This window comes from Anaerococcus groningensis, assembly GCF_046365465.1.
GTDB lineage: Bacteria > Bacillota > Clostridia > Tissierellales > Peptoniphilaceae > Anaerococcus > Anaerococcus groningensis.
Genome location: NZ_JBGMEG010000009.1, coordinates 65,716 through 79,218 on the forward strand (window position 1 = coordinate 65,716; position 13,503 = coordinate 79,218).

Here is a 13,503-nt window from a genome sequence, read left to right on the forward strand (position 1 = left end):
TTATTTCTCCTTAGTTCTTTTTAATTACTTCAACTTCTCCATTTCCAAATGGTCTCCAGAATTCTTTTATTAAATCATCTGTTGATTTAGAAGCATCAATTAATCCAAGTTCTTTGTAATCATCAAAGTATCTTCTAAGTGTTTCTTCACCATCTTCATTTGTTAGTGAATAGTCATATGCAGCAAGTAGGTCAGTTGCAACTTGTGGATCACCTTCAGCCATGTTGTTTTCTTGAAGTAACTTGATTGATTCTTCAGGATTTTCAGCTGCATAGTCATTACCCATATCTATAGCTTCACCTAATAGTTCTGCAAGCATTGGGTTTTGTTCAGCAAAGTCTCTGTTAAATGCAGCTACACAGCATACTTCTTTACCAAAGTCTTCATCTGTTGTAAGTGATCTGATTGGTCTAATAATTCCACTTTCTAGGAATTCTTGAGCAAATTGGTCATCAAGAACTGCACCTTGGATTTCTCCTTTTTGTAGAGATTGGATTACAGCTGATTTATCAACTGGTTTTACACTGACATCGTCTGGATTAACATCATCATGTAATAAGAATCTAAGTAGTGTGTTATGACCACTTGCACCAATACCATTTGTTACTGCAACAGATTTACCTACTAAATCTGATGTTTCTTGGAACTCTTCGTTTTCATCAAGAACATATAGTGACTTACATCCTGAGTGAGAAGCTGTTGAGAATACGTAGTTTAGACCTTGTGTTGCTGGCACTATCATTGAACCAAATTCTCCTGTAAGAACATCGATTTGTCCAGTTGATAGGGCATCTTTACCATTTTGTGTGTTTACAAATTCTACTTCTATACCTTTTTCTTTGTAGTAATCATTAATGTCTGCAAGGTTTTGGCCTGCCATACATAAATCACCATCAAAACCTATTTTGATTGGAGTATCATATCTTGGTTCTTCTTCTATAGAAGCAGCTTTTACTACTGTATCTTCTGTTTTGCTTGTATCTGTGCTATTAGCAGTATCTTTTTCAGTTGTTTCTGTTTGTTCAGTTTGTTCTGTAGCAGGAGCTGTATTTTCATCTGCATTGTCATTGTTGTTTACACAACCTGTTAGAGCTATACCTCCAACTAGTAATAAAGCTAAAAGTTTGTTATTTTTCATTTTGTTCTCCTATAAAATATATTGATTTTAACAAGAATTTAATCTTACTAATGAGATTAAATTTTATCATAAAGCCAACTTAGTTTAACCACAATATACACATTATGGTCAAATATTGTGATAATTTTTAATAAGTAGTTACTTTTACTAGTTATTTACTTGATTATGTCATTGTATTTAGCTAGAATTCTGCTAGATAAAGATGATCAAGCATTTTTAAACGGGCCAGTTAAAGTATTTTAGTTTTTACAATAATTATTACTTATCCTTTCTATATAATATTACATGAACATAAAAAATCCTCGCCCAGACAAAGGACGAGGTAATCGTGGTTCCACCTTAATTTATTTTAAGAAAATCTTAAAACCTTGGTGTGCTTAACGGGCACTAGCGTTATAGCCTACTATAGTTTCGGTATAAAACTCAAAGATGCACTTCCATAAATAATTTAACGATTATTCTCAGCCAACAAATCTCTCTGTAGATAAATATAAATATGTACTCTTCTTCTCACTGTTATTCATGTAAGACAAATATACCATATATAAATTTCCGTGTCAATATTTTTTTGTAATATTTTGTCATTAGAATAATATTATAAAAAAATTTGTATTTGTTTAGTCTATGTTTAAGATTTTGCATTTGCTGGTATATTATTTATGATGAACGTTATGAGGAATATATGAATTTACAAAAAATAAATAATTTTGATATATCAATCATAAGTGATCCTCATGTGCTTGCTTATGATTTGATAGCAGATACAGAAGATTTTACAAAAGAAATAAAAATAGATAGAAAACTTTTAGTAGAAAGTGAAGCTCTTTTAGATCAAGCTTTAAAGATGGTTGACAAAGTAAATAGTCAATTTCTATGTTTACCCGGTGACTTAGTAAAAGATGGTGAATACAAATCGCATGAAATAGTTAAAGATTATTTATGCGACTGGAAAAATAGCAAAGAAGGTCGTCAGATCTTTATGATACCAGGCAACCATGACTTAAATAATCACAAGTCCTATGATTTTAAAAATCATCAGAAAACAAAGAATATAAATCCAAAAGAATTTTATGATTTATATTCTTTTATTTATGAAAACCCCTATGTACTAGAGATGTACAAGGACTCAAATATTTTTAAAAATTATCTAAAAGAGGTAAATGAAAAATATGACAGAGAAGAAAAATACCAATATTACGCTCATGGATATTTTTCTTATGTATCCAGGATACCAAGTGAAACTAGCGATAGCGGTCTAACAATAATAAGCTTAGATACATCAATCTATTCAGCAGATACTGAACAATCTCACAAAGATAATAGAGAAAATGTACCAGGTTCTGTAACTTTAGAGCAAATGAGATGGGCTGTAGAAAAAATAGAAGAAGCAAAAAAGCGAAAAGATCTCATTTTCGTAATGGCCCACCATGCTCTTATGCCAAATTTTAGAAATCAAGAATTAGTCTTCTCTCCTTTTATTATAAAAGAATGGAGAACAAAATTTATAGATGATGATCCTAGAATAAATAATAAAACTCCAATAGAAGTTTTGGCTGATAATGAAGTGAAATTTGTATTTACTGGCCACCTACATGAAAATGGAACAGCCAAATATGTTTCTGAAATGGGTAATGAAATCTATGATGTGCAAACAGGATCTACTGTAACATATCCCCTACCAATTAGGCATATAAAAATTATTAATAAGCTAGAAGAAAATAGTGGCTATGAAGTTTATATAAAAACAGAACTTATAAAAGAATTTACCTATAGAAATCTAGCTGATGAAATTGAAGTTGTAGATGATGCTATAAATTATACAATTGAAAAGCAGCTTTCATTAAGAGATGTCTTGCACAATTATATAAGAATTCAGGCCAATAATCCAAAATATGCACATATAAATTCTAAGGCTCTTTTAGTTGAAAAAGCTAGCGACTTTTTAGATCAAGATATACCAAATCATGGATACATGAATGACATAGTATTTCCAATGATTTATAAGTACTTCCCATTTAAAAAGAGATATGTAGGAAAAATTGATGTAGCCAGAATAAATGGAGAATTTGAGTTTCAAATTAAAGCAGCAAAAAATCTTTTGACTATAAAAGCTAGTAATCTTGAAGAAGCTATTGATATTATTCTTAAGCAATTTGATAATAAAATTTTGATTCCCTATCAAATTGTAGGATACTGGGATAAGATAATTAATAAGGCTTGGAAAATGCCAATAGATGATGACGGCCATACTTTCTACGATTTTGCAAATTATATCTACCAATATAAGCCACTTGGAGAAGATGAACGTCCTGAATTTGTATCAAAAATGATTGATAATCTAAATAATCCTAGCTATAATATTACAAATATTTTAATAGACTATTGCAGGGAAGAAATAAATGAGGCTTTCAATAAATTTGCAGGATCAATAGAGCTTAAAAAAGATGGAAGTAAAGAAAAGTTTTTTAAAGACCTAGTCCAAACTAAGGGACGTATTTCAGGATTTGTTTACAAAAGTTTTATCAAAAGAGTAGATACTTTAAGAGACTTACTAGATTATTTCTCAATCTATATTACCCATGAAAAAGATTTGACAGGTGCAGGTTTTGCTAAAAAAATCTTAAATACAAAATCTGTAAGAGTTGCTAAAGAAAACTTTTCAAATCATATGTTTGGTCAATCAAGCCTAAGAAAGTTTGTAATAGATTTGGTAAACTCCATGAGTGAAGAAATGGTAGAAATATATCAAAATGAAGACTTAAATGAACTAGAAAAATACTTTAACTATATCGAATACGATGATACAAGCTTAACTAATAAAGATATAAAAAAGGACTTTTAGAAATTACTAAAAGTCTTTTTTGTTTTAATATTGACTATCCTCACCAAAAACTGCATCTTGGGTAAAGTTTAATCCCAATTTTCTAAGCTCTCTTTTTTCACTATCATTTAAAATAACTGTGCTGTGAGCATCTAAGTTTTTTAAATTCTTAATTTCCTCCTTGGCCATGTGGGTCAATGGATTTGTAGTAGCCGAAATAGCTAGGGCTATTAGCATTTCATTTATAGAAAGTGATGGCTCGTTTTCCCCTAGAGAATCAGTTTTTAGTTTAGACACTGGCTCTATTATGTGAGGGCTAAGTAAAAGTATTTCATCATCTATTTTGCCTAATTTTTTAAGGGTATTTAAAATAGCTGCAGCAGGCGCAGAAAATAGATTGGACTTTTTACCTGTAATCAATCTTCCATCTTCAAGTTCTATGGCAAAAGACTCCTTGCCTGTTAAATCTTGTTTTTTCTTTGCAGCTATAGCCACTTTCCTATCCTCTGGTTTTATATCCAAGTTACTCATCAGAGTTTGGATTTTTTCTACACTGGTATAGGATTCTTTAGCAAAACGAAAATCAACCAAAGAATTGAAATAACGTCTAATAATTTCTTCTTTGCTGGCTTCTATGGCAGCTTCTTCATCTACTATACAAAAGCCAACCATATTTACCCCCATATCTGTAGGTGACTTATAAGGGGCATCTCCCATTATTTTTTCTAACATCTTTTTAAGGACTGGGAAAGCTTCTACATCACGGTTATAATTTACTGCAGAAGTGCCATAGGCTTCTAAGTGATAAGGATCTATCATATTTATATCGTTTAGATTTGCAGTTGCCGCCTCATAAGCCATATTTACAGGATGCATCAAACCTAGATTCCATATAGGAAAAGTTTCAAATTTCGAATAAGATGATCTTTGTCCTTGTTCATGGTCTAAGTACATTTGTGAAAGACAAGTTGCCATTTTTCCTGATCCTGGTCCTGGTCCTGTTACTACTACAAGCGGTCTTGTGGTTTTTACATAATCATTTTGACCAAATCCATCTTTTGATAATATATGGTCAATATCATTTGGATATCCATTGATATTGTATGTTCTATAATGATTTATGGAAAGATTATCTAAATATTTTTCAAATCTGACAGCCTTATTTTGGTAGGAAAATTGGGTGATTACTATGCTATTTACTAAAAATCCTTTTTGTTCAAAGGCTTGTTTTAGCCTGATACTTTCTATATCATAGGAAATATCATTATCTCCCCTAATTTTGTTATTTTCTATATCATTTGCATTTATAGTTATAATTATCTCTGCCTTATCTTTGATACTATCTAGCATTCTTAATTTACTATCAGGTAAAAATCCTGGCAATACCCTAGATGCGTGTCCATCATCAAAAAGTTTGCCCCCAAATTCCAGATAAAGTTTATCAAAGTGGCTAATGCGTTCTAAGATTTTTTCAGATTGTAATTTTATATATTTGTCATTATCAAAGGCTATCTTTTTCATAATCCCTCCCATTTGCTATTCTAATTATAACAGATAAATTTTAAAATAAAAAAATCGGAATAATTAATCTTCCGATTTTACTTCTAAATTTTCGTAGCCTTCTGTTTTATAAACATTATAATCATGGTCTATCCATAGGACTTCTGCATCAAATTCTTCGGCTACTTTTTTACCAGTATCAAGGTCTACTATAAATAAATAAGTGCTTAAAGCATCTGCTAGGGCTATATCAGGATGAACTACTGATACTGATTTAAAATACTTTGATGGATAATTAGTATCTGGATCTATGATATGGTGGTAGACTTTTCCATCAACCTTGTAAAATCTTTGGTAATCCCCACTTGTTACAACAGTTGTATTTTTTAAGTCTATGATACTGGAATAAGGATTTTTCTCATCCATATTAGGGTTTTGAATGGCTATTCTCCATAAACCATTTTTTTTAGCTGGATTTTCACCAATTATTACATCATCTCCACCTACTGATAAAATTCCATGGGATAGGCCTGCTTCTTTTAAATCTTCTGCTATTTTTTTGATAGCATAACCCTTTCCTAAAGCTCCAATATCTATTTGTAAATTAGGATCTGTAATAAATACCGTATTATTTTCTTTATCAATTTCTATTTTATTTATATCTTTATTGCTAGCAGCTTTTTCTAGCTCTTCTGCACTTGGAATTTTGGCATTTTTTGGATTATCTAGACCAGCTTCTCTGTATTCATGCCATAAGCCTAAAAGATTTCCCAAAGCCATGTTTATTTTACCATCGGTTATATCATAAATATACTTACTATATTCCATTAGTTCGATTATAGCTGGGTCTACTTTTACTGGCTCTTTTCCTGCATTTTCATTTATAGTTTTTACGTTATTTACCCCTTCAAAGTTATTGTATGTATTAAATAACTGGTGGTATTTTTTTAGATCTTTTTCTAGAATTTCTTTGTATTTTTCAAATTCTTCTTCATCTTTAGCATAGACCAAAAAATCTGTAACCGTATCAAAATATTGGTAAATAACGGTATTATATTTTTTTAAATCTGTATTTGTTTCAGTAGTTTCTTTTACTTCAGCTCCTTGTTGTTGCTTAATATCATCTTGAACTTGGCAAGAAGTTAAAGCTAAAACTAAGGCTAGCGACATTAGTATTTTTTTATAATTCATATTTTATTTATATTAATTGTCTCCATATCTTTTTTTATGTGTATGCCTGCATCATCTGCCCAATATAACAAAATATTACCAGCAGCTTTTGATCTAAAATCGTAATAGTTATTTTCAAGTCCAAGGGCATATACCGTATCTAAAAATTCTTCACTTGGTGAATAACCATCAAATTCGTCGATGAATTGATCTTTTTGAAACCTATCTAAAGTTTCTATAAAAGCTTCGCGAATATTTGCTCTATCAAATTCATCACGGCTAGGCATCAGCACATAATTTTCTATATCGTTTTCTATGTCTAAATAATCTCTTATTATATCTTCTTCTGTTTGACCTTGGTTAATGCGGACAAAATCTAGACTTTCAGTATTTATCCAAATAGCTTTTAAATAAGAATCCTCATCTAAAAGAGTCCACTTTTCTACCAACCAAGATAAATTAATTGGTTTTTTCATTTTTTTCTCTTATTTCAAAAACTGCTGCTTCATATTCCCAAAGCTCCAGCTTTAAAACCTCTCCCTTTCTAATCTCCATCTCTCTATTTTCTTCCCTAGCACCCCCATAGGCACTAGCAAAGGTATTTAATTTTTCAATAAATATTAAATCTTCATCAAAAGTAAATTCATAAGCCTTGTGATAAACATTTGCCATATTTAAAACTACTAAAAATCTGGAATTATCTGCGATTCTTTCGTAGGCAAATACCGATGTTTTGGCATCATCTACCACTATCCACTTAAAACCGTCTTCATCATAATCTCCAGCAAAAAATGCCGGATTATTTTTGTAAATATAATTTAAGTCTTTGATGTAGCGGTTAAAGTCATCATGGACAGGATAATTTTTTATATCCCAATTTATAGATTCATTTTCATTCCACTCATCAAAAGTAGCTATTTCATTACCCATAAAGTTAAGTTTTTTACCTGGATGAGTCATTTGGTAGGTATTTAAAAGCTTTAATTGTTTAAACTTATCTTCATAAGACCCATTCATCTTATTAATCATAGGTTTTTTTAGATGAACAACCTCATCATGGCTTAGGGGTAATAAATATCTTTCGTTATAAAAATAAAACATAGAGAATGTTATTTTATTATGGTACATAGACCTATTATAAGAATCAACCTCAAAATATTTTATAGTATCATTCATCCAGCCCATATCCCACTTATAATCAAAACCTAAACCCTCATTAGAATTTTTATTAGTTACTAAAGGATATGATGAAGAGTCCTCTGCAATGAGCATTACATCAGGATAATTTGTAGCCAAAGTTTTATTTAAATCACTAATAAAATTTATATTATCCTTATGGACTCCACGATTTTCATTGCCATTATAATAAATCATATAAGAAACTGCATCTACCCTGATGCCATCTAAGTGAAAATTTTCTATCCAATATGAAAAACTTGATTTCATAAAACTTCTGACATGGCCTTTGGAATAATCAAAATTTATAGATCCCCATTCAGAATAAGTAAGACCTTCATAGGGTGATTCATACAAATGAGTTCCATCAAAAGTTTTTAAACCATAATAATCATTGGCAAAATGTACTGCAACCACATCTAGAATAACACCTATACCATTTTGGTGCATAAGGTCAACAAATTTTTTAAAATCTTCTGGTCTTCCATAACGAGATGATGTAGCAAAAAATCCTGTCGATTGATAACCCCAAGATGGATAAAATGGATATTCTGTAACTGGCATAATTTCTACATGGGTATAGTTCATTTCTTTTATATGGGCAATTAATTTATCTACTATATCTAAAAAATTAACATCCCTGCCATATCTAAGCCAGCTACCTATATGTATCTCGTAGATATTCATAGGTTTATCAAAATTTTTGCTGCGATTTTTTATAAAATTATCATCAGTGAAACTATAGTTTTCATCTACAATTAAAGATGCAAAATCTCCCTCATAGTCCATGGCCCTTGCAAAAGGATCAGTATGCTCTACCCAATTGCCATCTTTTACAACAACTAGCTTATAAAAATCTCCTATTTTTGCCTTTGAAAATGTATAAAAGTAACCGTATTCGGGATTTTTGCTCATTTCATGATTTTGCCAATTGGTAAAGTCACCCTTTATAAACATCTGATCGGCATTTGGAGCATAGACTCTAAAAATATATCCATCTTCATGGGGAATTGGACCAAATAATTCATGGCCATTGCTGGCATGACCAGCTATATAATTTTTTATCTGCTCATAGTCAGTTTCAATAATACTTATTTCCATTATTGTTAATTATCCTCTATCATGTCAGTAATATGTCTTACTAATATTTCTATTCCTTTGGTATTTTTTGCCCCACGTGGAATAATGATATCTGCATATTTTTTGGTAGGCTCTACATATTTTTCATGCATTGGCTTTACTTGTTTGATAAATTGTTCTAAAACAGAATCAAGAGATCTGCCACGTTCTTTAGTATCTCTTAGGATTCTTCTTTGAAGTCTCACATCGCTATCTGCATCTATAAAAACTTTAGTATCTGTGATTTCTCTTATACGCTTATCTTCTAAAACTAGAATACCTTCTATAAGGATAATCTTTGTCGGATTTATTGTTATAGTTTCCTTACTACGAGTGTGAACTGTGTAATCATAGGTTGGCATTTCTATAGAATTGCCTTTTTGTAATTTTTTTAAGTCTTCATAAAATAAATCATTATCAAAGGCGCCCGGATAATCGTAATTTAGCTTTGCTCTCTCATCAAAACTTATATCATCATGAGCCTTGTAATAATTATCATGACCTATAACTATTAAATCATCTTTAAAGTACTCATCAATGTGTTTTACTATAGAAGACTTACCTGAAGCAGACCCTCCCGCAACGGCAATTATTTTTATATGACTCATAATTTTATCTCATTTATAACATTGCCATTAAGGTATTCATAAATATTTTTAAATACTATTTCAGCGCGATTTGCCATAGCCTCTTTTGTATAAAATCCTACGTGATTAGTAAGAACAGTATTTTTTGCATTTCTTAGTGGATAATCTTCTGGAAGTGGTGGTTCCATATCAAAAACATCTATACCAGCGCGTAGCTTATCATCATTTAAAAGCTCTGCTAGGTAGTCATTATCTACAACTGGTCCTCTAGCACAATTTATAAGAATAGCATTTTCTTTCATCTTATCAAGTTCTTCTTTGCCTAAGAAATGTTTGGTTTCCTTATTATTTGGAATGTGGAGAGAAATAACATCAGACTCTTTTAAAAGTGTATCTAAATCTACATAGCTTACTCCAAGATCTTTAACTTCATCTTTTTGAGTACGAGAATAAGCTAGTATTTCACAATCAAAGGCTTTTAATATTTTTATTAATTTTATACCAATATTACCAGTACCAATTACTCCAAATTTTTTACCCTGTATGGTTTCTCCCATTAGATTATAACTTTGCCCATCAAAAATATTTGCATTATTGGCATTGAATTTTCTCATAACAGCAATAGTTAGACCAATTACAAGTTCTGCTACAGAATCATCTGAGTAACCACTAGCATTTACTAGGGTAATACCATTTTCTTTTACAGCATCCAAATCTATATGGTCAACACCTGTAAAGGCAACGTCGATTAGTTCTAGATTTTTTGAAGCATCTATAACTTTTGCTGATAAAACTTTATTTGTTACTATAGCTATATCAGTATCTTTTAATCTTTCTATAAGCTCATCATCATCTTTGGCATTATCATCATAAGAAATAAACTCATGGCCCATTTCTTCTAATTTTTCTTTATGGTTATTAATTATTTTATCATCAATTTCTAATGGATTTACTAAAGATATTTTCATAGAACTCTCCTTAATTTTTCTTCTATTTTGATTATACTATAAAATTTTTAATTATCGGGATAAAAAAACTCCAACTACTGTTGGAGTCAAGCTTGTAAATCACTTTGAGATTTTTCTTTTAATTTATTTTCTTTATTTCTCGCCCTTAGCATCTTAAAAAAACTTTGAAGTTCAAATAAACATTCTTCTGCCATAAGCCCAAATTCTGCATCAACAAAGTGTAGCTGAGACCTATCCCCTGTGATATTTGTATTAGAGCCACAAGCCCCTCTTTTATAATCAGGGATACCAATTACTAATCTATCTATACGAGAATTTATAATCGCCCCAGCACACATTGAGCAAGGCTCCATAGTTACATACATAGTACAATTTTCAAGTCTAAAATCATCGAAATACTCGTTAGCCTGTTTTATAGCATTCATTTCCGCATGTAAGAGGGCAGATTTGCCTTTGTAGGTAAAATTGTGTCCACGCCCTATAATCTTCCCATCATATACAATAACACAACCCACCGGCACTTCCTCTATAAATCGAGCAAGACGCGCCTCATAAAGTGCCTCATTCATAAAAAAATAATCAGCATCACTAAATTCTTTTTCACTAATCTCAGTCATAAAAATCCTTTAAAAATAAATACAAAAAAAATATCTTTTATAAAAAGATATTTCTTAGTTAATTATAAATGGTGTTCCAGAGAGGATTCGAACCTCTGACACCCGCCTTAGGAGGGCGGTGCTCTATCCAGCTGAGCTACTGAAACAAAACAAGCCCGTGCGGCTATAGGAGCACCCGTGCCATAAGCACGGAATGCCCGCAGAGCAAAGCTCGAGGACAAAGGCCCTGCGCCGCATGAGCAGTTGGAACAAAGTTCCGAACTAAATTTAATACTATCTATAGTCCTCAGCCCCAGAGGGGCTTGCGGTATTCCGTACTGAAGCACGGGTCCTCCAAAAGGCGGACAGCCTTGTCTTATCACCTAGCAATCAATACCTTAAGTAAAAAGTTAGCTGCTTCTTCACTAGTTCTCATAATTCTAGAAAATCTAGTTGCTTGTTTTAAATCACTTTTGGCTTGAAGAGGTATGGCATATTCCTCGTTTTCATAGCTTATATAAGCTTCACCTAACTCATCTCCAGCCTTAATTGGTGCTTTTATATTATCCTTAATATTATACTTTATGGCAGCATGAGTTCCATCTTTTACTATAACATTTACATCTTCACTTGGATATAAATCTATATATCCTTGGGTAGTGGTATTATTTTTTATAGACTTTACCGCCACATTTTTATCTAGCACATTTTCAAGATTGTAATATCTACTTACATAATAAATTAAGTCGCTCATTACACTATCTCTAGTATCTTTTTGATCAGCTCCCATTACTACACCGATAGTTCTAAAATCATCTTTTTCATCGATTTTTTTCATATCAGCTGTACTTATTAGACACGCTCCAGCTTTATCTGTCGTTCCAGTTTTTAGTCCATCTACCCCTGGAATATCTCCTATAAGTGGTACTGTGGACTCTACATCTATATTGCGTCTATGATCTACAATTTCTCTAACGTCACCATATTCTAAAATTTCTGGATATTTTTCTATAATATGTTGAGTTAGTTTAAATAAATCACGAGCTGAGGATGAGTTCTCTTGTCCACTTTCTGTTTCTACTCCACTTGCATTATAGTAAATTTGACTATCTAGACCTAATTCTGATGCTTTCATAGTCATTTTTCTTGCAAATTCCGCTTCGGAATCAGCAACAGTTACTGCAAGTTGGTAGGCACAGTCATTTCCAGAAACTGCTATTAGTCCTTCTAATAATTCTTCTACTGTAAATACTTCTCCTTCTTCCAAACCAAGAGCAGAATATTCCCAGCTATTAAATTTTGCAGCTTCTTCGTCCACTACTACCTCTTGATCAAGGCTTATTTCTCCATCATCTATGGCTTCTTTGGTTAAAAGATAAGTCATCAGTTTACTGAGTGAAGCCATTGGCAAGGACTGGTCAGCATTTTTTTCGTAATAAATATCCCCTGTTTTTTCATTGCCTATTAGATAGCTTGTGACATTATCATCTAGGCCAACTACTTGTGTTTGGTCAGCAGCTAAAGATGGTAATGGAGCTAAAATTAAGATAAGTGATAAAAGCAAGGACAATACTTTTTTATTTTTCATATACTCCCCTAACTTAGGAATGACTCAAGTTTTTTGTAATTACTTCTTAAAACTTTAAGACTTTCAACATCTATTTCCCTTGGATAAGAATAACCTAATTCATTACATAGATTCATAGCAATCTTTCTAAATAAGACACAAGCCTTAAATAGAGAATTATAAATATCCATAAGATCTTCATGGTGGTAAGTTAAAAGAAAATCTTCTTTAGTATTCATATCTAAAGTACTCTTTAACTTTTGGCCATCATAACCCTTATCCATGGTGTAAGCATACTTATTTTTTATATAGAAATCTATCATAGTTAGAAGATAATTTCTTACTTCCCCCATTTTTAGACTGGAAGCTATTTCATCCATTTCGTTAATATACAAAGAAACTTCCACAGCGCTTGCAAAAAAGTTTCTTATAGTAGATATAAATTCGTATTCTTTTGGTACATCATATCTAAAGTTTTGATTTGCATCTAGTCTATCTGTGCCTATTTTTGTGTAGATAAATTCTATATCTTTTGGCAAAGTTTTTAGAAAAACATCAGCATAATCACTTGCTATGATACTTTCAGTAATTTTTGTATTATCTGTTTTATAAATATTTATGCTAGTAAAAGGCACATTAGCCTTATCAATAGTAAATTCTTCTTTTATTCTATTTACAAGGAATACATCATCAAATAAGCCCACTAATTCTTCTTCGAGTTTGCCAATTATAATATCATTTACAATGGTATAAAATTTATAAAAGGAGTCATAATTTTCATTTTTTATACAAAAAATAGACTCTATAGCATCATTAGTTTTGGCATAAGAGATGAGTTTATTATTAATATCATTTCTCATA

Annotated in this window: 11 protein-coding genes, 1 tRNA gene and 1 other annotated feature; of the genes, 1 reads left to right on the forward strand and 11 read right to left on the reverse strand. The window is 31.3% G+C overall.

The window, feature by feature from the left end:
• Window positions 1-10 precede the first annotated feature (10 nt).
• On the reverse strand, window positions 11-1,138 hold the full coding sequence (locus AB9Q04_RS05660; protein ID WP_410024396.1) for an ABC transporter substrate-binding protein: 1,128 nt from the start codon (window positions 1,136-1,138) through the stop codon (window positions 11-13).
• Between the two features lie 310 nt (window positions 1,139-1,448).
• Window positions 1,449-1,661, reverse strand: a binding site (T-box leader).
• A gap of 159 nt (window positions 1,662-1,820) precedes the next feature.
• On the opposite strand from AB9Q04_RS05660, the gene AB9Q04_RS05665 reads away from it, so the two are divergent.
• Complete coding sequence (locus tag AB9Q04_RS05665; RefSeq protein ID WP_410024397.1) at window positions 1,821-3,980, forward strand: metallophosphoesterase family protein; 2,160 nt, start codon at window positions 1,821-1,823, stop codon at window positions 3,978-3,980.
• 24 nt (window positions 3,981-4,004) lie between these two features.
• On the opposite strand, the gene AB9Q04_RS05670 is transcribed toward AB9Q04_RS05665, so the two are convergent.
• The 10 genes from AB9Q04_RS05670 to AB9Q04_RS05715 all read right to left on the reverse strand — a co-directional run bounded on the left by AB9Q04_RS05670 (window position 4,005) and on the right by AB9Q04_RS05715 (window position 13,502).
• A complete protein-coding gene (locus AB9Q04_RS05670; protein WP_410024398.1) occupies window positions 4,005-5,480 on the reverse strand; it encodes a DUF1846 domain-containing protein in 1,476 nt (491 codons plus the stop codon).
• Window positions 5,481-5,543: 63 nt separating this feature from the next.
• The gene (locus tag AB9Q04_RS05675) at window positions 5,544-6,650 is read right to left on the reverse strand and encodes an FAD:protein FMN transferase (RefSeq protein ID WP_410024399.1); all 1,107 of its coding nucleotides are present in this window, start codon (window positions 6,648-6,650) and stop codon (window positions 5,544-5,546) included.
• Window positions 6,647-7,105 (reverse strand): acyl carrier protein, encoded by a 459-nt coding sequence (locus AB9Q04_RS05680; RefSeq protein WP_410024400.1) that lies wholly within the window; start codon window positions 7,103-7,105, stop codon window positions 6,647-6,649. The genes AB9Q04_RS05675 and AB9Q04_RS05680 overlap by 4 nt, the downstream gene beginning before the upstream one ends.
• Complete coding sequence (gene glgB / locus AB9Q04_RS05685; protein ID WP_410024401.1) at window positions 7,089-8,906, reverse strand: 1,4-alpha-glucan branching protein GlgB; 1,818 nt, start codon at window positions 8,904-8,906, stop codon at window positions 7,089-7,091. Before glgB ends, AB9Q04_RS05680 begins: the two co-directional genes overlap by 17 nt.
• Before the next feature lie 5 nt (window positions 8,907-8,911).
• Entirely contained in the window at window positions 8,912-9,532 is a 621-nt protein-coding gene (gene udk, locus AB9Q04_RS05690; protein WP_394018584.1) for a uridine kinase, read from the reverse strand.
• Window positions 9,529-10,479, reverse strand: coding sequence for an NAD(P)-dependent oxidoreductase (locus AB9Q04_RS05695; RefSeq protein ID WP_410024402.1), 951 nt, complete (start codon window positions 10,477-10,479; stop codon window positions 9,529-9,531). The genes udk and AB9Q04_RS05695 overlap by 4 nt, the downstream gene beginning before the upstream one ends.
• Window positions 10,480-10,565: 86 nt before the next feature.
• Window positions 10,566-11,096, reverse strand: coding sequence for a nucleoside deaminase (locus AB9Q04_RS05700; protein ID WP_410024403.1), 531 nt, complete (start codon window positions 11,094-11,096; stop codon window positions 10,566-10,568).
• A 69-nt stretch (window positions 11,097-11,165) separates the two neighbouring features.
• Window positions 11,166-11,242, reverse strand: a tRNA-Arg gene (locus tag AB9Q04_RS05705).
• Window positions 11,243-11,454: 212 nt separating this feature from the next.
• Window positions 11,455-12,663, reverse strand: coding sequence for a D-alanyl-D-alanine carboxypeptidase family protein (locus AB9Q04_RS05710; protein ID WP_410024404.1), 1,209 nt, complete (start codon window positions 12,661-12,663; stop codon window positions 11,455-11,457).
• Between the two features lie 8 nt (window positions 12,664-12,671).
• Window positions 12,672-13,502: an aminoglycoside 6-adenylyltransferase gene (locus AB9Q04_RS05715; protein ID WP_410024405.1), complete on the reverse strand. Its 831-nt coding sequence runs from the start codon at window positions 13,500-13,502 to the stop codon at window positions 12,672-12,674.
• Window position 13,503: the final 1 nt, after the last annotated feature.